Origin of the sequence: Streptomyces scopuliridis RB72, from assembly GCF_000718095.1 — a bacterium.
Classification (GTDB): Bacteria; Actinomycetota; Actinomycetes; order Streptomycetales; family Streptomycetaceae; genus Streptomyces; species Streptomyces scopuliridis.
This window is the reverse complement of record NZ_JOEI01000003.1, coordinates 257,335-275,753: the sequence shown is the minus strand read 5'-3', so window position 1 is coordinate 275,753 and position 18,419 is coordinate 257,335. Positions and strand designations below refer to the sequence as shown.

The 18,419-nt window shown below is 72.8% G+C and carries 10 protein-coding genes; 5 read left to right on the top strand and 5 right to left on the bottom strand.

Annotation, left to right across the window (positions count from 1 at the left end; all coding sequences use genetic code 11):
* Positions 1 to 439: 439 nt before the first annotated feature.
* Positions 440 to 1,006, bottom strand: a complete 567-nt coding sequence (locus tag IF11_RS0104450) for a MarR family winged helix-turn-helix transcriptional regulator (RefSeq protein ID WP_030350068.1) — start codon at positions 1,004 to 1,006, stop codon at positions 440 to 442.
* A gap of 133 nt (positions 1,007 to 1,139) precedes the next feature.
* Between IF11_RS0104450 and IF11_RS0104445 the strand changes: the two genes are divergently transcribed.
* Positions 1,140 to 2,444 (top strand): MFS transporter, encoded by a 1,305-nt coding sequence (locus IF11_RS0104445; RefSeq protein WP_206300673.1) that lies wholly within the window; start codon positions 1,140 to 1,142, stop codon positions 2,442 to 2,444.
* Between the two features lie 29 nt (positions 2,445 to 2,473).
* Here IF11_RS0104445 and IF11_RS0104440 read toward each other — a convergent pair whose 3' ends face one another.
* On the bottom strand, positions 2,474 to 4,162 hold the full coding sequence (locus IF11_RS0104440) for an ATP-binding SpoIIE family protein phosphatase (protein WP_030350066.1): 1,689 nt from the start codon (positions 4,160 to 4,162) through the stop codon (positions 2,474 to 2,476).
* A gap of 196 nt (positions 4,163 to 4,358) precedes the next feature.
* Positions 4,359 to 5,747, bottom strand: a complete 1,389-nt coding sequence (locus IF11_RS0104435) for an NAD(P)/FAD-dependent oxidoreductase (RefSeq protein WP_051745482.1) — start codon at positions 5,745 to 5,747, stop codon at positions 4,359 to 4,361.
* A 333-nt stretch (positions 5,748 to 6,080) separates the two neighbouring features.
* Here IF11_RS0104435 and IF11_RS0104430 point away from each other — a divergent pair, with 333 nt between their 5' ends.
* Together IF11_RS0104430 and IF11_RS0104425 are read left to right on the top strand one after the other, a co-directional pair.
* Positions 6,081 to 6,932, top strand: a complete 852-nt coding sequence (locus tag IF11_RS0104430; protein ID WP_078490444.1) for a TetR/AcrR family transcriptional regulator — start codon at positions 6,081 to 6,083, stop codon at positions 6,930 to 6,932.
* 237 nt (positions 6,933 to 7,169) lie between these two features.
* A complete protein-coding gene (locus IF11_RS0104425) occupies positions 7,170 to 9,266 on the top strand; it encodes a sigma-70 family RNA polymerase sigma factor (RefSeq protein ID WP_078490443.1) in 2,097 nt (698 codons plus the stop codon).
* Here IF11_RS0104425 and IF11_RS36355 read toward each other — a convergent pair.
* Complete coding sequence (locus tag IF11_RS36355) at positions 9,253 to 12,678, bottom strand: AfsR/SARP family transcriptional regulator (RefSeq protein WP_037727030.1); 3,426 nt, start codon at positions 12,676 to 12,678, stop codon at positions 9,253 to 9,255. The two genes, IF11_RS0104425 and IF11_RS36355, sit on opposite strands and share 14 nt — an antisense overlap.
* Positions 12,679 to 12,766: 88 nt before the next feature.
* Positions 12,767 to 14,875, bottom strand: a complete 2,109-nt coding sequence (locus tag IF11_RS0104410; protein ID WP_030350062.1) for an asparagine synthase-related protein — start codon at positions 14,873 to 14,875, stop codon at positions 12,767 to 12,769.
* Positions 14,876 to 15,457: 582 nt separating this feature from the next.
* Between IF11_RS0104410 and IF11_RS0104405 the strand changes: the two genes are divergently transcribed.
* Positions 15,458 to 16,936, top strand: coding sequence for an NsdA family TPR-like regulatory protein (locus IF11_RS0104405; RefSeq protein ID WP_030350061.1), 1,479 nt, complete (start codon positions 15,458 to 15,460; stop codon positions 16,934 to 16,936).
* A 177-nt stretch (positions 16,937 to 17,113) separates the two neighbouring features.
* On the top strand, positions 17,114 to 18,337 hold the full coding sequence (lhgO, locus tag IF11_RS0104400; protein ID WP_030350060.1) for an L-2-hydroxyglutarate oxidase: 1,224 nt from the start codon (positions 17,114 to 17,116) through the stop codon (positions 18,335 to 18,337).
* The last annotated feature ends 82 nt before the right edge of the window (positions 18,338 to 18,419 follow it).

Genomic DNA, 18,419 nt, shown 5'->3' with positions numbered 1-18,419 from the left:
CCTCTCGGGCTTTCCTCCGGGCTTTTCCCTTCGGTCTTGCGTTTCCGACTCTATCAGACTCTTTCGTGTCCGATTCCCCGTCGGAGCGGGGCCGCCTTCAAGTTTTCCGCTTTCGCGTTTCCCTTTCCGGCGATTCCGACTCTATCAGATCCTTTCGGGCCTGATTCCCAGTCGGACTGGGCTTGTCGTCCCGGCTGTTGGGCCGTTCCGACGTCCCAGACTCTAGCGGATTCCGCAGACGACTCATAATCGAGTCTTCGAAATTAATTTCGGCATGCCGAAATTAATCCCGGCTGGGAGATCGTGCTGAGTTTGGGTGCCGCTGATGCGGCGTGAGTGGCCGTCGCAGAACCGTTCCGGCCCTGTGACAACTCGGAGAACCTTACGGACCGACCGGGGGCGTGTCAAACCACCCGCGTCGCGGCCTTCCCACCCTGTTCTAGTCCAGGTCCGTCAGGCGTCCGCCCGCGTCCGGCTGGGCGTGTTCCACGCGGCGCAGGAGGCGGATCAGCATCTCGCCGAGGACTCCGCGCTCGTCTCCGGACAGGTCCTGGAGCAGCTCCTCCTCGAAGTCGGAGGCCATCCTCATCGCCGCGAGCCACTTCGTACGGCCCTCGTCCGTCAGCTCCACGATGACGCGGACGCGGTTGCTCTCGTCGCGGTCGCGCGTGACGAGGCCCTCGCCCGCCATGCGGTCGATGCGGTGGGTCATGGCGGCCGGCGTGAGACCGAGGCGCTTGGCGAGTTCGCCGGGACCCAGGCGGTAGGGGGCTCCGGCGAGTACGAGGGTCTTGAGGACCTCCCACTCGGCGTTGCTGATACCGAGGTCGGAGACCTGCCGGCCGTACGCCACGTTCATACGGCGGTTCAGCCGGCCGAGTGCCGAGACGATCTGCTCGACCTGGGGGTCGAGATCCCGGAACTCGCGCTGATAGACGGCGATCTGCTCGTCGAGGCTCGGCTCCTGGAGATCCGGCGTACCGGGTTTCTCGGGGGTGTCGGACATCGGGGCAGTATGCCACGCACCTCTGCTGGCGTTGAAGTCCTTCGATGTGTATTGTTAAGACCCTAACTTTAGCTTTGAAGTCTTCAGACTTCAGTTCTTCGATCTTCTGAGGCAGGTGAGTGTGACCAGGGCGATGGGCGCAGCGATGCGCCGGATCCAGGCAGGGAACGCGCTGAGTGCGTTCGGGCTCGGGTTCACGGTTCCGTATCTCTATGTGTATGTGGCTCAGGTACGGGACCTGGGCGCGGGTACGGCCGGTGCCGTGCTGGCGGTCTTCGCCATGGCGGCACTGGTCGTCCTTCCGTTCACCGGCCGGGTCATCGACCGGCGCGGGCCGCTGCCCGTGCTGGTGGGGGGCGCGCTGCTGGCGTCCGTGGGCGCGCTGGCCATGGGGGTGTCCGGGAGCGTCCCGGCGGCCGTGCTGTCGGCCACGCTTCTCGGTGCCGGTACGGCCGTCATGCAGCCGGCCCTGGCCACGATGATCGTCTGGTGCTCGTCGCCCACGACGCGGACGCGGGCGTTCGCGACACAGTTCTTCCTGGCCAATCTCGGGCTCGGCGTCGGTGGATTGATCGGCGGGCAGCTCGTCGACGAGAGCAGGCCGGAAAGCTTCACCCTGCTGTTCTCCATCGAGGCCGTGATGTTCCTCGTCCTGGCCGGCATCGCCCTGACCGTCCGGCTGCCCCGGCCGGCCGTCCTCGCGGGGGCGGCCGGGCCCCAGGACGCCGCCTCCGGTGGCCGAGGTGGCGGGATGCGGGCGCTGCTGAGTCACCGGGCCATGCTTCAGCTCTGCGTGCTGGGGTTCGTGCTGTTCTTCGCCTGCTACGGGCAGTTCGAGTCGGGGCTCGCCGCGTACGGCACAGAGGCGGCCGGGATCGATCCGTCGACGCTCGGGATCGCGCTGGCCGCCAATACGGCGGTGATCGTGATCGCGCAGTTCGTGGTGTTGCGGCTGGTCGAGCGGCGCAAGCGCAGCCGGGTGATCGCGGCCGTCGGGCTGATCTGGGCCCTCGCCTGGGTCGTCGCGGGATACGCGGGGCTCGGGCACGGCAGTCAGATGGTGGCGACGGTCGCCTTCATCTCGACGTACGCGCTGTTCGGGCTCGGTGAGGCGATGCTGTCGCCGACCGTGGCCCCGCTGGTGGCCGATCTGGCCCCGGCGTCGATGGTCGGGCAGTACAACTCGGCGTTCGCGCTGGTCAAGCAGCTCGCGCTGGCCGTCGGTCCTGCCGTGGGCGGTCCCATGGGGGCCGCGCTGCACGGTCCGTACATCGTGACGTTCGTGCTGTTCTCGCTCGGCATCACCGTGCTGGCCCTCCGGCTGGGGCGGCAGCTCACCCCCGTACAGGACCAGCCCTCGCTCGTACCGACCTCTCGCGTGGTCGTCCGGCACCAGCCGGAGACCGAGCCCGAGGCCGCCTTGGCGCCGACCCGCTGACAGCTGGGCCCCGTCCGGTGAAGCGGCGGTCAGTGCGGCAGTGCGAACTCGCACCACACCGCCTTGCCACCCCCCGGCGTACGGCGTGATCCCCAGGACGAGGCGATCGTCGCGACGATCGAGATTCCGCGGCCCGCCTCGTCCGCCGGTTCGGCGCGGCGGCGGCGCGGCAGATGGTCGTCGCCGTCCGTCACCTCGATGATCAGCCGGCGGTCGGTACGCCGGAGTCTGAGGCGCATGGGCGGTGTGCCGTGCTGCAAGGAATTCGCGACCAGTTCGCTGGTGGCCAGCACTCCCAAGTCGCGCAGCTCGACGGGGAAGCGCCAGGAGGCGAGCACCCCCATCGCGAAGGCGCGGGCGCGCGGGGCTGCCTCGATGCCGCCGAGCAGATCGAGCGCGGCGTTGTGGAACAGCTCCGCGTCCGGGCCGGTGCGGGACGGGTGTTGCAGGACGAGCACCGCGACATCGTCGTCATGGTCGGCCGTGACGCCCTGCGAGCGGATCAGCCGGTCGCAGACGACCTGGGGTGAACCCTTCGCGCCGGAGAGCGCTCGTTCCAGGGAGGCGACGCCCTCGTCGATGTCCTCGCCGCGCCGCTCGACCAGGCCGTCCGTGTAGAGGACGGCCGTGGAGCCGGGCGGGAGCGGGATGGAGCCGGAGGAGTGCAGCCAGCCGCCGGTGCCCAGCGGCGGGCCCGTCGGGTCCGCCGCGCGCTGGACCGAGCCGTCCTCGGCCCGTACCAGGATCGGGAGATGACCGGCGGACGCGTACACGAGCCGCCCCTCGTTGGGGTCATGGACGGCGTAGACGCAGGTGGCGATCTGGCTCGCGTCGATCTCCGCGGCGAGTCCGTCGAGCAGCTGGAGGACTTCGTGCGGCGGGAGATCGAGCCGGGCGTAGGCGCGGACGGCCGTGCGCAGCTGGCCCATGACGGCGGCGGCGCGTACGCCCCGGCCCATGACGTCGCCGATGACCAGGGCCGTACGCCCGGCGCCGAGCGTGATCACGTCGTACCAGTCGCCGCCGACCGCCGCGTCCTCGCCGCCCGGCTGGTACGTGGCGGCGACGCGCAGATCGTCGGGCTGCTCCAGCTCCTGCGGGAGCAGGGAGCGCTGGAGGGTGACCGCGGTCTGGCGGTGTCTGCGCTCGCTGGTGCGAAGGCGCTCGGCCGCCTCGGCATGGTCGGTGACATCGGCGGCGAAGACGAGGACGCCGCCGGAGCCCTGGCAGTCGACCGGGGTGCACGTGACGGTGTACGAGCCCTCTTGGGCCCCCTGCGCGGCCTGCGCTCTGTCGGCCTGCTCCTTCTGCCGGCCGCGGACCTGGACCTTGCGTGACTTGACCGTGCGCGGCCTTCCGCTGCGGAGCACCTGGTCGAGCAGCGGGAACAGCCCGAGCTCGGCCAGCTCGGGGCAGCTCTCGGCCGCCGTGGCGCCGAGCGGACGCGGGCCGAAGGCGGCTGCGTACGCGTCGTTCACGTACGCCACCCGGTGCTCGGGGCCGTACAGCAGGGCGACCAGGGCGGGCAGTCCGCCGAGGATTTCCCGTACGGAGAGGTCTTCGAGAGCGGGAACGTCCGTTACAGGGGCCGGGTCGGGCTCGGGGTCGGGCTGCTGCTCGTACTCACCACGGGCCGCGGGCACGGAACCGCGGCCCGTCCGCGCGGCGGCGCGGCGCTGCGTACCGGGGAGCCGGGCGCTCCAACGCGTGAAGTTCACGGATTCTCAGGCCTCATGGTGTCGTTTTGCTGTTCGTCTTGGCCGGGCTGGTCGAGCCGGGGCAGGTCGTCGGGGCCGGATTGCGCCGAGCGGGCCGGATCACTCTGTGCAGATGTGAACCCACCTATGGTCACACGTCCAGTGTGGCCGACCGCACTGACAGCGGGGCCAGTCGTGTCTTCTACGTGTCCGGCTTCTACGTGTCCTTGGGGCGTTCGGGACGTTCGCCTCCTGCGGCGAGTTCGAATTCGGCGCGCGGGTGCTCCAGCGAACCGAGGGAGACGATCTCCCGTTTGAAGAGCCCGGAAAGGGTCCATTCCGCGAGGACGCGGGCCTTCCTGTTGAAGGTGGGGACGCGGCTGAGGTGGTACACGCGGTGCATCAGCCAGGCCGGATAGCCCTTGAGCTTACGGCCGTAGACATGCGCCACGCCCTTGTGGAGGCCGAGGGACGCGACGGAGCCCGCGTAGGCGTGACGGTAGTCCTGGAGGGGTTCGCCGCGCAGGGAAGCGAGGATGTTCTCGGCGAGGACCTTGGCCTGGCGTACCGCGTGCTGGGCGTTGGGCGCGCATTCCTTGCCGGGCTCGTCCGCCGTCAGATCGGGGACGGCCGCCGCGTCGCCGGCCGCCCAGGCGTGCTCGGCGCCGTCGACGGAGAGCTTCGCCGTACAGACGAGGCGGCCCCGTTCATTCAGCGGCAGATCGCTGGCCGCGAGGATCGGGTGCGGTTTCACGCCCGCGGTCCAGACGACCGTGCGGGTACGGAAGCGGGCGCCGTCGCTCAGTACGGCGACCCGGTCCTCGCAGGACTCCAGGCGGGTGTCGAGCCGTACGTCGATATTGCGGGCGCGCAGCTCGCGTACCGCGTACTTGCCCATCTCCTCGCCCACCTCGGGGAGGATCTTGCCGGTGGCCTCGACGAGGATCCACTTCATGTCGTCGGCCTTGATGTTGTGGTAGTACCGCGAGGCGTAGCGGGCCATGTCCTCCAGCTCGGCGAGCGCCTCCACGCCCGCGTAGCCGCCGCCGACGAAGACGAAGGTCAGGGCGGCGGCGCGGATCGCGGGGTCGCGGGTGGAGGAGGCGATGTCCATCTGCTCGATGACGTGGTTGCGCAGGCCGATGGCCTCCTCGACGGTCTTGAAGCCGATGCCGTGGTCGGCCAGACCGGGGATGGGGAGGGTACGGGAGACGGAGCCCGGCGCGAGGACGAGTTCGTCGTAGGTGACCTCGACGGTGCCCGTTCCCTCCTCCTCGGAGCCGAGGGTCCGCAGGGTGGCGGTGCGCTTGGCATGGTCGATGGCCGTGGCCTCGCCGATGAGGAGCGTGCAGCCGGGCAGCACCCGCCGCAGCGGGACCACGACATGGCGGGGCGAGATGTTCCCGGCCGCCGCCTCCGGCAGGAACGGCTGATACGTCATATAAGGGTCGGGCGTCACGACGACGACCTCGGCCTCGCCGCTCTTCAGCTGCCGCTGGAGACGCAGCGCGGTGTACATCCCGACATAGCCGCCGCCGACCACGAGAACGCGCGCGGTAGGCGATGGAGCGGGGGTCGTCCCCCGGGAGTTCTCAGCCTTCACCATCCCATGACGCAACGGGGCCCGGTGTTTGTCCACAGGCGCGACAGATTGTGTGACCGGAGGCCGTTCGCGGCCCCGCACGGGCAAAAGCGCGGGTATTGCCGGAGGAACGCAGGTCAGCGCGGGCGCGGGAGGGGGTGGGAGGGGGGTGAATCAGGCACCTTCCGGTCCTTGCTCCGATCGGGGGGCGCTCCGTGCGGAACCACCCCCTTCTGAATTGACCCGGGCTCAACTATGTTCGTACCTCGTCGGGGTGTCCGGCTCGTGACTGGACCGCGACCTCGGCTGTCAGAGCGGGGAGTCTCCGGGGGGAGACATCATTACCGGGGGAACGCTATGCACATTCAGGATTCGCATCGGCAGGCTGCCGTCGTTTCGGAAGACGGCATGAGAACGGGCACGGCGGATACGGCGGGCGCGGTAGGCACGGCAAGTGCAGTGGGTACGGCAGGCGCGGCAGGTACGGCAGGCGCGGCAGGTACGGCGGGCGCGGTAGGTGCGGCGGGCTCAGCGGGCCGCTCGGCGCCGCTCCGCGTGGACGCGCAGCGCAATCTGGAGCATGTACTGCGTGCGGCTCGCGAGGTGTTCGGCGAGCTGGGGTACGGAGCGCCGATGGAGGACGTGGCGCGCCGGGCCAGGGTCGGCGTCGGTACGGTCTACCGGCGCTTCCCGAGCAAGGACGTACTGGTCAGGCGGATAGCCGAGGAGGAGACGTCCCGGCTGACGGACCAGGCGCGTACGGCGCTGGGGCAGGAGGACGAGCCATGGTCGGCTCTCTCCCGCTTCCTGCGCACCTCGGTGGCGTCGGGCGCGGGGCGGCTGCTGCCTCCGCAGGTGCTGCGCGTGGGCGCGGACGCCGAGGACGAGGTGGTGGGGCGCGGCGCGCAGGACGAGGCGCGGGTGCCGCAGCAGCGGCAGGCCGGCCGGCCCGAGCTGCGGGTGGTCGGACAGCGGCTGTCGGCGGAGGAGCTGGACGACCCGGGCGCCGTCGAACTGCTGGAGGTCGTCGGGCAGCTGGTGGAGCGGGCGCGGGCGGCGGGTGAGCTGCGGGGCGATGTGACCGTGGCCGATGTGCTGCTGGTGATAGCCACGCCCGCGCCCGCGCTGCCGGACGCCGCGCATCAGGCGGCGGCCTCGGCACGGCTGCTGGACATCCTGCTGGAGGGGCTGCGGTCCCGGCCTGTGTGAGGCGGGGCCCGTACGTACGGTCGCGAGGGTCCGTTCGGGCCCTCGCGGCCTTCCGCATCGAACTGACCTACCGATAAAGGCCGTTGATCTTTCCCCGAAAGGGTGAAGATTAAAGCGATCGTCCGGGAAACCACCCCGGATGAGTGGTTGGCGGGCACGAAGTCCCAGGCGGCGCGGCGCACTGTGGCACGCTGGCCCGGTGTTCGGGTCAGAGGGGTGCGTACGGGGGCTTCCGCGATGAGGAGTGACGGACGGGACGAGCCGCTAAGAGGCGGCGGCACCGGCGGCGGCACCGAGGGCAGTACCGAGGACGGTACGGACCCCGAAGGGGCGTCCGTACGGCAGGTGCCGAGCCAGGGCGGGCCCAAAGGGGCTCCGGGGCTTGGGACTTCGGGGCTTGGGACTTCGGGCGGTACGGGCGGTGCTGGTGGTTCCGGCGGACCCGGACCTGTGGAGGCGGAGTCCAGTGTGCCGCCGCAGCGTGAGCGGAGCAGCGGCTCTTCCGTGGAGGAGCCTTCGGAACCGGTGGCGGATCAGCCGACGCTCGAACTGCCTGCGGCCGGGCGGCCCCTGTCGGACGCCGATCTGATCCAGCGGATGCGGGACGGCGACGACCACGCGTACGAGGAACTGTTCCGCAGGCACTCGGAACCGGTGCGCCGTTACGCCCGTACCTGCTGCCGCGACACGCACACCGCGGAAGACCTGACGGCCGAGGTGTTCGTCCGTACGTTGCAGGCGGTACGGGGCGGAGCCGGGCCCGAGCAGGCGGTGCGCGCCTATCTGATGACGACCGTACGGCGCGTGGCCGCGTCCTGGACGAAGTCCGCGAAACGGGAGCAACTGGTCGAGGACTTCGCGGTGTTCGCGGCGCAGGCCGCGCGCGCCTCCGAGGTCTCGGACGCGGACACCCTCGATCTGGGCGCGGACGTCCTGGCGATGCGCGAGGCCGAGCAGTCCATGGCCATGCAGGCGTTCCGCAGCCTGCCCGAGCGCTGGCAGGCCGTGCTCTGGCACACCACGGTGGAGGAGGAGTCGCCGAGCGAGGTCGCGCCGCTCTTCGGGCTGACCGCCAATGCCACGGCGGTGCTGGCCAGCCGGGCCCGCGAGGGCCTCAAGCAGGCGTATCTGCAAGCCCATGTGAACTCCGCGCTCACCTCGGCGGGCGACTGCTCCCGGTACGCGGACCGGCTCGGGGCGTATGCGCGCGGCGGGCTGCGGATGCGTGCCGAGCGCGGGCTGCGCAAGCATCTGGACGAGTGCGTCAAGTGCCGTCTCGCGGCGGGCGAACTGGCGCAGTTCAACGCCGAGATCCCAGGGATGCTGCCCATCGCGGTGATCGGCTGGTTCGCCGCCGGCTACTCGCTGAAGGCGGCCGGGATCGTGGCGGGCGGGGCCGTGGGAGCTGCGGGGGCCGGTGCCGCCGCCGCGGCGACCGGTGCCTCGGGTGGCGCCGCCGGAGCGTCCGGCGGGGCGGCGGGCGGAGCCGCCGGTGGGGCCGCCGCGTCCGAGGGGCTCGGCGCCCCGGTGAAGGCCGGCATCGGCGGGCTCGTGGCCGTCGCCGCGGCGGCCGGTCTCGTCTTCGCGCTGGTGAACAACTCCGGGCCCGGACAGCCGCCGAAGGCCAAGCCGCCGGTCGCGCAGCCTCTCGTACCGCAGAAGCCGGCCCCGTCGCCCGAGCCGCCGGAACCGGCCGCGCCCAAGCCGCCCCCGCCCACACCCGCGCCCACACCCAAGCCCACCGCCACGCCCGCCGAGAAACCCGCCGAGAAGCCCGCCCCCTCGCCCAAGCCCACTCCGTCGCGGACCCCCGCCCCGAAGCCCCCGGCCAAGCCGAGGCCCACGCCGCCGCCCCCTCCCGCGCCGAAGCCGCCCCCCAGCCCGAAGCCGCCGCCGGCCCCGGCCGTCTTCCAGGTGAACCAGCTGGCGTACGGCGCCTTCGGCGACGGCTCCAAGCCGGAAGTACGGCTCGGCGCGAGCGGCTGGCTCTGGCAGCGGTCGAGCGTGTCGATCGGCGGCACCCGCTACGGCCACGGCGTGACCACGCACTCCGCCTCGTCGGTCACCATCGATCTCAACCGGAGCTGTTCGCGCTACGAGGCTCTGGTCGGCGTGGACGATCTCACGATGGGGCTGGGTTCCGTGCGCTTCTCGCTGTACGGCGACGGGACGCGGCTCTGGCGCTCGCCCGTGCTGAACGGCGGCGACGCGGCCGTACCCGTGGATGTGGAGATCTCCGGACGCAAGACCATCCGGCTGGTGGTCGAGCCGCATACGCCGTTCGACGTGGTGGCGCTCGCCGACTGGGCGCGGTCCCGGATCAGCTGCCGCTGACGGGCGCCGGGTCCGGCAGCTCCAGCAGGTCGGCGACCTGGTCGGGGGTGAGGGCGCGCCCGTTCTCGTACTCCGCCTCGTACCCCCGCGAGCCCAGCTCCGCGCGGGCGAGCGTCTCGATCCGCCGGGCCTCCGTCCACTCCGGTACGGAGCGCGGGCAGCCCACCCGCCACGTCCCGGCGGCGGCCAGGATCCTGACGGCGCGGCGCGGGTCACCGGCGAGCAGCACCACCGGGGCGGCCATCTCGGCGAGCTGGGCGACGATGGGGTCCGTCAGCCGGCTCTTCCGCGCCGTACGCAGCACGGCCGCCAGCGAACGGGCCGCGGCCACCGGTCCCTTCGTCTCGTACGCGGCGATCCGCGCGTCCAGCGCGTTGATCACGGCGGCGAAGTGCGGAGGCGGTGTGCCGTGCTCGCTGTCGCACCTCGCCTCGTCCAGCAGCAGTCGGGCGCGGGAGGTCTCGCCCCGGTCCAGGGCGAAGACCGCCCGCATGACGTGGACGAACGCGCGGGCGTCCTGGACCTGGTAGCGCTCGGCCTCCTCGTCGGCGCGGTCGAGCCGCCTCTCCGCGGCGTCCGTGTCACCGGCGCGATACGACAGCTCGGCCAGGCGCGCGAGCAGGAAAGGCGCCTCGGCGTGCGCCCCCACCTCACGGGCGAACCGCAGCGCTTCCTCGTACGCGCACCGCGCCTCCTCGTACCGCCCGCGCACCATGCCCGCCTCACCGACGGCGCTCGCCACCTGCGCGCGCATCCAGCGGTCACCGACACGGCGGCTCAGCTCGCGCAGCTCGGCCAGGTCCTCGTCGACGCCGTCCATTCCGCCGGGCATGTCGACGATCATGTGCGTACGGCCCATCAGCATCACGCCGGTCTCCCAATCGCCGCCGTACGCACGGCAGTTGGCGATGGACGCGTCCATCATGGCGCGGATGTCCAGCTTCTCGTCGCTCGCGTAGACGACCAGTACCCAGAGCAGCCCCGGGAAGCGGGCGGACTGCGGACCCGGTCTGCCGAAGACCTCGCGGATCCGCAGGACGAGTTCCTGGAAGTGCGGGTCGGCGCGGAGCTTGTCGGCCTGGCCGCTCTCACCGGCGAGAAAGACCCGCAGCACCTGGAGCTGCATCCTGGGCCAGTACCGGGGGTCGTCGGTGCCGGCCGGTTCGTCACCGAGGCCGAGCGCGCACTCCACCCAGGCCAGGCCCTCGGGGCGGTGGTTGCGCAGCCACCAGAACCAGCCCGTGGCGAAGACCAGCCGTAGCGTCGTCTCCTCGTCGCACGCCAGGACGCTGCGGTGGAGGGCGGCGCGGATGTTGTCGAGGTCGATCTCCAGGCGGCGGATCCAGGGGAGTTGCTCCCGGGAGCGCAGCCGGGGCTCGGCCTCCTCGGCGAGAGCGGTGAAGTACGCGGTGTGCGCGCGCTCGGCGGCGGACCGTACGGCCGGCGTCTCGGCGGCGCGCTCCGCGGCGTACTCGTGGATGGTCTCCAGGAGGCGGTAGCGCATCGCGCCGCCGGGGCCGGGGACCGGGGTGGCGACGACGAGCGACTTGTCGACCAGCGCGCCCAGCAGATCGGGGACATGGAACGCTGCGGGGGTGCCGGGGGTGCCGGGGGACGCGCGGCCGGGGGTGCCGGGGGACGCGCGGCCGGAAGAGCCGTGGGACGCACCGCCCGGCGCGCCGCGCGAGGGGGCGCCCGCCGCGCCGGAGGAGCCTTGGGGCGCGCCGCCCGAGAGGTCGCCCGACGCGCCGCCGCACACGCCCTCGGCCGCCGTCAGATCCCAGCCGCCCGCGAAGACGGACACCTCGCGCAGGACCGTACGCTCCCGCTCGTCCAGCAGGTCCCAGGACCAGTCGACGACGGCGCGCAGCGTCTGCTGGCGCGGCAGGACCGTCCGGCTCCCGCTGGTCAGCAGCCGGAAACGGTCATCGAGACGATCCGCGATCTGACGCGGCGTCAGCATCCGCAACCGCGCCGCCGCCAGCTCGATCGCCAGCGGCAGACCATCCAGCCGACGGCAGATCTCCGCCACCGCCTCCGGATCCCCCGCGGCGTCGAACCCCGGCCGCACCGCCCGCGCACGCTCCGCGAACAGCTGATGCGCCGGATCCGGCGGCAACGGCTCCACCGGCCGCACCGACTCCCCCGGCACCCCCAACGGCTCACGACTGGTGGCGAGGATACGGAGGCCGGGGCAGTGCGTGAGCAGGCTCTCTGCCAGGGCGGCGGCGCCCCCGATCACATGCTCGCAGTTGTCGAGGACGAGGAGCGTGCCGCTGCGGGCCAGATGTTCGACAAGCCGCGCCGTTGGATCGTTCTTGGCGGGACGGCCGTCGCGGGCGGCGAGCTGGGTCTCGCGCAGCCCGAGCGCGCTCAGTACGGCGCCGGGGACGGCGGAGGGATGGTCCAGCGGGGCCAGCTCGACGAGCCAGGCGTTCCGGGGCGCGGACTCCTCGGCGAGCCGGGTCTTGCCGGAGCCGCCGGGGCCGGTGAGCGTGACGAGACGGGAGCGGCGCAGATCGGCGCGGATGGCGTGGAGTTCGCTCTCGCGGCCGACGAAGGAGGTCAGGCGGGGGCGCAGATTGCCGTGCGGCTCATGGCTGTCCCCGGCAGGCGCTCCGGCAGCGACATCAGCGACCGCACCGTGGGCGGTGCCGTCCGTCGTCCGGGGAGCGGTACCCCTGGCCGCCGCTCCGGTGGCGGCCAGCAACTGTCTCTGCAGCGAGGTCAGTTCGGGACCGGGGTCGGCGCCGAGCCCGTCGGCGAGGACGCGGCGCGTGTCCTCGTACGCCGCGAGCGCGTCGGCCTGCCGGCCTTCGGCCCACAGGGCCCGGATGAGCTGCGCCCTGAAGGGCTCGTCGTACGGGTGGTCCGCGGCCAGTTCCCGCAGCTCCGGTACGAGCGTGGCCGTGGCGCCCCGGCGCAGATCGGCCTCTATGCGCTGCTGGAGGGCGGCCAGCCGCTGGGCCTCGGGCCGTACGCCGCGGTCCCGGTCGGGCAGATCGGCGAGCGCCGCCCCACGCCAGAGCGCGAGCGCCGCGCGCAGAGTACGGGCGGCGCCGTGCGGATCGCCCGCGTCGAGCTGGTCCGCCCCCTCGCGCGTGAGCCGCTCGAAGACATACAGATCGATGTCGTGCGGTACGGCCGCGAGCCGGTAGCCGCCGGGGGCCGAATCGATCGCCTCCTTACCAAGGACGCGCCGGAGCCGCCCGACGAGCGCCTGGAGCGCGGCGGGCGCGTCCTGCGGCGGCTCGCCGCCCCACACCTCGTCCACCAGCTCACCGACGGCGACGGGCCGGCCGGGGCGCAGCGCGAGCGCGGCGAGGAGCGCCCGCAGCCGGGGTCCGCCCAGCGGCAGGCTCCCGCCGTGTCCGTCACGCACCTCGGTGACGCCAAGGATGAGATACCGCACGCGGCCCATTGTGACCGGAGGGTCTGACAACGGCTGTCGGGTTTCCCCCGTGCGCCGCCCTCCGCGCTGACGGCCCGGCCGACCCGCTCTACTGGTGCAGCGTCGGCCGCGGGATCACGCCGCCCGCCACCGCGCGCTGGCGCGGCGCCGCCGTCCCCGTCCAGCAGGTGCCGCGCCGCGACAGCAGCCGCCGCAGCCACAGCTCCGTGGAGACCAGGTCCGCGATCCCGTCCAGGGGCACCGGCTCGCCCTCGGCCGCCGCGCGCAGCGCCTTGCGTACGACCCGGGCCTCCACCAGACCCGCGTCGGCGAGCAGCGGTGCGTCGAAGAGGTCGATCAGCTCGCCGACGGCCGCGCGCAGCCCCACGCGTGTCGTGGCGGCGGTGCCGTCCCGGGACGTGGCGCCCCAGCCCGGCGGGAGGTCATGGATACCGGCCCCGGCGAGGACCGTACGGAGCACATCCGCGCGGGCGCCCGGCTGCACCCGCAGCGCCTCGGGCAGCTCGCGGCAGGCCCGTACCACCTGGTTGTCGAGGAACGGGGCGTGCAGCCGCTGGCTGCGGATCTCCGCGGCCTGCTCGAAGACACGGTGGTCGGCGGCGTGGCGGGCGAGCGCGGCGCGGGCGCGGGCCTCGCCGGGGCGCTGTACGGAGGCGGGCCGGGTCGACGCCGACATCAGGCGAACCGATACTTCGGCGAGCGCCTCCCCCGTCAGCCAGCGCGCGGCGGGCCCAGGACGGGACCAGGTGAGAGCGGCCAGCGACGCCCCCAGCGGGCTGATCGCGGCGGCGGTCAGCACCCCCCTGTTGGCCTGGGGGAGCCGGGCGGCGGCCTCTTCGAGACCGGTGCGGTACGGCGTACGCGCCAGCCGGCGGGCCGCGCGGTACACGGTCAGCGGGACGAACAGCGAGGCGGGCGACGGGCCTTCGGCCTTGGCGAGCGCGCTGACCGGGTGCAGGAGATGGCGTCTGCGCCGGTCAAGCAGCAGATCGGCCAGGCGCGCCGGATGCGCGTCGAGCACTTCGCGGGCGCCGGCACCGGTGAAGTGGTCGGCGCTGCCCGCAGCGAGTCTGCGGCGGTGCCGCTCGGCGGTGACGAGGGACGGCCCCGGTTCGTCGGTGAGCGGGCCCTCCAACTCGGCGTACGGCAGGGCCTCTTCACCGGCCGCGACGACGACGTGGTGCAGCCGGGGGTTGGCGGCGATGGCGCGGGCCCGTTCCAGTTCGGCTTCGTCGCGCCCGCCGGTGGACAGATCGTTGAAGGTGACGGCGAGCAGCCGCTCCCCCGCGCCGGTGCCGTGCCCCAGGATCGTGCCCGGCGCCCCGGGCAGCCCGGCGGCGAGCAGCGCGAGGGTGCCGGAGGCGCTGCCGCCGGAGAGATCGGCGCCGATGCCGGGGACGGGCCCGCCCCGGGCGGCGCGCCGGTCGGCCGGCCCCATGCCGGGGACCGGTCCCGGGTCGGGCGGCAGGGTCTCGGGCGCGTGGCGCGGCGCCAGCAGCCTGGCGCGTACGGCTTCGATGAGCGCGTCCCGTACGCCCTCGACGGCGCGGTCCGGGTCGCGCTGGGGCCCGGCGACGGCGAGGGAGGCGACCGGCTCGTATCCGGTGATCTCGCGCGAGCCCTCGCGCAGGACGAGCGCGTGCCCCGGCGGGATGCGTTTGACGCCGTCGTACGGGGTGGTGTCGCGCAGCGCCTCCGGGGTCTCGGGGCAGGCGAGGAGCGCGGCCAGATGTCCGATGTCGAGCTGCGCCTCGATGAGATCGGCGAGGGGCAGGGCGGCGGTGGCGTACGCCGTGCCGTTCGCCCATGGCGTGTAGAAGACGGGCCGCGCCCCGGCCAGATCGCCGGCGATGGTGATGCGGCGGCCGATCTGGGCGACGGCCGTGTAACTGCCCGGCCAGGCGGTGAGATGGCGCAGGGCGCCGCCGCGCGCGGCGAACAGCCCGACCCGCAGCTCCTCGTCGGTGGCCCCGCAGCAGCCGAGCACGGCGAGCCGGGTGAAGGGATCGACGGTGACGACCCTGACCTCGTCAGGACGCCAGTCGCCCACCGCCCACAGCGGATCCGGGTCGCCCCACAGGAGCTGGGAGCCGACGGGATGCACGCTGCCGCTCTCGGAGCCGTCACCGACCGGACCGACGGCCCCTGCCGTACCGAAGCGCGCGGCGATACTGCTCCATCCCACCAACCAGCGCATCGCCGCCTCCACAGCCTGTGGACAAGTCCAGACCAAGCTGGAAACGCTTGAGCTGAAGCCGTTCGGGAACATGCTGCCATGACAACAGCGCACAGGAGGGCCTACGGAAGCGCGGGTGGGAATGCGAATGCGCCCCTGGCATTGGCCATTTGGCGGAGATGTGGCCTTCCGCGGACAGACAGCATTCAGCCAATCTCCGGACCCGGCACGTCAGTTCAGCACCGGTATACGTTCAGTCCGGGAGGCGTGTCCCGCCTCCCGGACTGATCCACCGCCCGCGGGGATTGGGGCGGCGGGATCCCCCAGCCCACTGGTTCCAGTACGCAGTGGGCCGACCCACGCAGGTCTCATGGAAGCGCTCCCGCTCCACCGGGGCCAAGAGCGCACGGCCGGGCGCACGCTACACAGCCGGAGCACGGCGTGCCGCTCGGGGACCTGCGGCGCGATCACCGCACGGACAACAATCCCGCCATCCGGAACTCCGCCCCTTAACGGTCGGGATGTGGCGAACTACGCTGGGTTTACGAATGCCGCGCGCCTATGCCGCGAAGCGGCGGGCGTCTGTGTGCCGAGGGGTGACGCATGTCCAGGGAGCAACGCGGGCCGAACGAAAAGCTCGGAACCGTTCTCGCCCTCGCGGGAATCAGCAACGCCGGCCTGGCCCGGCGGGTCAACGACCTCGGGGCTCAACGCGGTCTGACACTCCGCTACGACAAGACCTCCGTGGCGCGATGGGTGTCGAAGGGGATGGTTCCGCAGGGTGCGGCGCCCCATCTCATCGCCGCCGCCATCGGAGCGAAGCTGGGACGTCCCGTCCCACTCCATGAGATCGGTCTCGCGGACGCGGATCCGGCCCCCGAGGTCGGGCTCGCCTTCCCGCGCGATGTGGGCGAGGCGGTGCGCGCGGCGACGGAGCTGTACCGGCTGGACCTCGCGGGCCGCCGCGCGGGCAGCGGCGGCATCTGGCAGTCGCTGGCCGGATCCTTCGCAGTGAGCGCTTACGCCACACCCGCTTCCCGGTGGCTGATAACACCCGCCGACTCCTCGGTCGCGCGGGACGCGGCGGTCGCGGAGGCGGCGCAGGGAGCGCATGGCGGGAGCGGGGGGGCCGTCGATGCCTCCGGACCGGGCGAGGTCACGCCACTGCGCGTGGGCCACAGCGATGTGGCCAAGCTGCGGGAGGCGGCCTCGGACGCCCGGCGCTGGGACTCCAAATACGGGGGCGGGGACTGGCGTTCCTCGATGGTGCCCGAGTGTCTGCGGGTCGACGCGGCGCCGCTGCTGCTCGGCGCGTACAGCGACGAGGTGGGCCGGGGGCTCTTCGGCGCCACCGCCGAACTGACCAGGCTGGCCGGCTGGATGGCCTTCGACACCGGCCAGCAGGAGGCCGCGCAGCGCTACTACATCCAGGCGCTGCGGCTGGCCCGCGCCGCCGCCGACGTACCGCTCGGCGGTTATGTGCTGGCCTCCATGTCGCTCCAGGCGACCTATCGCGGCTTCGCGGACGAGGGTGTGGATCTCGCCCAGGCTGCGCTGGAGCGCAATCGCGGTCTCGCCACCGCCCGCACGATGAGCTTCTTCCGGCTGGTGGAGGCGCGCGCGCACGCGAAGGCGGGCGACGCGGTCGCGGCCGGGGCCGCGCTGAAGGCGGCCGAGGGCTGGCTGGAGCGCTCCCGGGACGGCGACGCCGATCCGTCATGGCTGGGTTTCTACTCGTACGACCGGTTCGCGGCCGACGCCGCCGAGTGCTACCGCGATCTGAAGGCACCGCGCCAGGTACGGCAGTTCACGGAGCAGGCGCTGTCCCGGCCGACGGAGGAGTTCGTACGCTCGCACGGACTGCGCCTGGTGGTGAGCGCCGTCGCGGAGCTGGAGTCGGGCAATCTGGACGCGGCCTGCGCGGCGGGCACCCGCGCAGTGGAGGTGGCGGGCCGGATCTCCTCGGCGCGTACGACGGAGTACGTACGGGATCTGCTGCACCGCCTGGAGCCGTACGGGGACGAGCCGCGGGTGGCGGAGCTGCGGGAGCGCGCGCGGCCCCTGCTGGTGGCGCCCGCCTGATCCCGGTGACACCTCGGGGCCGAGGACCACGGCCTCCTGGCACCCGGGCCTCCTGGCACCCGGCCGGAACCTGTCCGTGAGGCATGGCACACATGTCCACCGGTCAACGGTTCGAGCGCGGTGGTTTAAGCGCGTCTCCGGCGGGCCAGTGCACTATCGGGGTGGGAGGTGGCGCGCATGAGCGGACGCGGACGCGTGGGATTCGACTGCGAGGTGCTGGTGATCGGCGGCGGGATCGTCGGTCTCTCGACGGCGTACGCGATCACGCGCGCCGCTCCGGGCACCAGGGTCGTGGTGCTGGAGAAGGAGCCGGGCCCCGCCCGCCACCAGACGGGCCACAACAGCGGGGTGATCCACAGCGGCGTCTACTACCGCCCCGGCTCGCTCAAGGCGCGGTACGCGGTGCGCGGCTCCGCCGAGATGGTCAAGTTCTGCGCGGAGTACGGCATCGCGCACGAGGTCACGGGCAAGCTGATCGTCGCGACGCGGCGCGACGAGCTGCCCCGGCTGCACGCCCTGGTCCAGCGCGGCAGGGAGAACGGCATTCCGGTGCGCGAGCTGGGCCCGGCGCAGATCACGGAGTACGAGCCCCAGGTGCGCGGCCTCGCGGCGATCCAGGTCGGCACGACCGGGGTGTGCGACTTCGTGGCGGTCGCCGAGCAGCTCGCCGAGTCGGCGGAGGCGGCGGGCGCGTCCGTACGGTACGGATCCGAGGTCACGGCCGTCGACCGGCGCCCCTGGGGCGTCGCGGTCCGTACGGCCACCGGCGCGGTGGTCAGGGCGCGGGCGCTGGTGAACTGCGCGGGGCTCCAGTGCGACCAGGTGGCGCGGCTGGCGGGCGACGACCCGGGGATGCGGATCGTGCCGTTCCGGGGCGAGTACTACGAGCTGGCCAGGCCGGATCTCGTACGGGGGCTGGTCTATCCGGTGCCCGACCCGGCCTTCCCGTTCCTGGGCGTGCATCTGACCCGCTCCATCGACGGCGGGGTCCACGTCGGGCCGAACGCGGTCCTGGCGCTGGCCCGCGAGGGCTACACCTGGTCGGACGTACGCCCCGCCGAGCTGGCGTCCACCCTCAGCTGGCCGGGCTCATGGCGCACGGCCCGCAAGCACTGGCGGTACGGCGCCGGTGAGCTGCACCGTTCGCTCTCGAAGCGCGCCTTCGCGACGGCCGTACGGCGGCTGCTCCCGGCGGTCACGGACGCGGACCTGCGCCCGGCGGCGGCCGGGGTCCGGGCCCAGGCGGTGCTGCGGGACGGCACGCTCGCGGACGACTTCCTGATCCAGGAGACTCCGCGCACGGTGCATGTCCTGAACGCCCCGTCCCCGGCGGCGACCGCCTCGCTGCCCATCGGCCGGGAGGTCGCGCGGCGGGCGCTGGCGGTGCTGGCGGAGGACTGAGCCCCGGAGCCAGGAGCCCCGGAGCTCCATAGCAGGACTCGGGCCTCCGTAGAAGGACTCGGGCCTCCGTAGAATCGGAGGC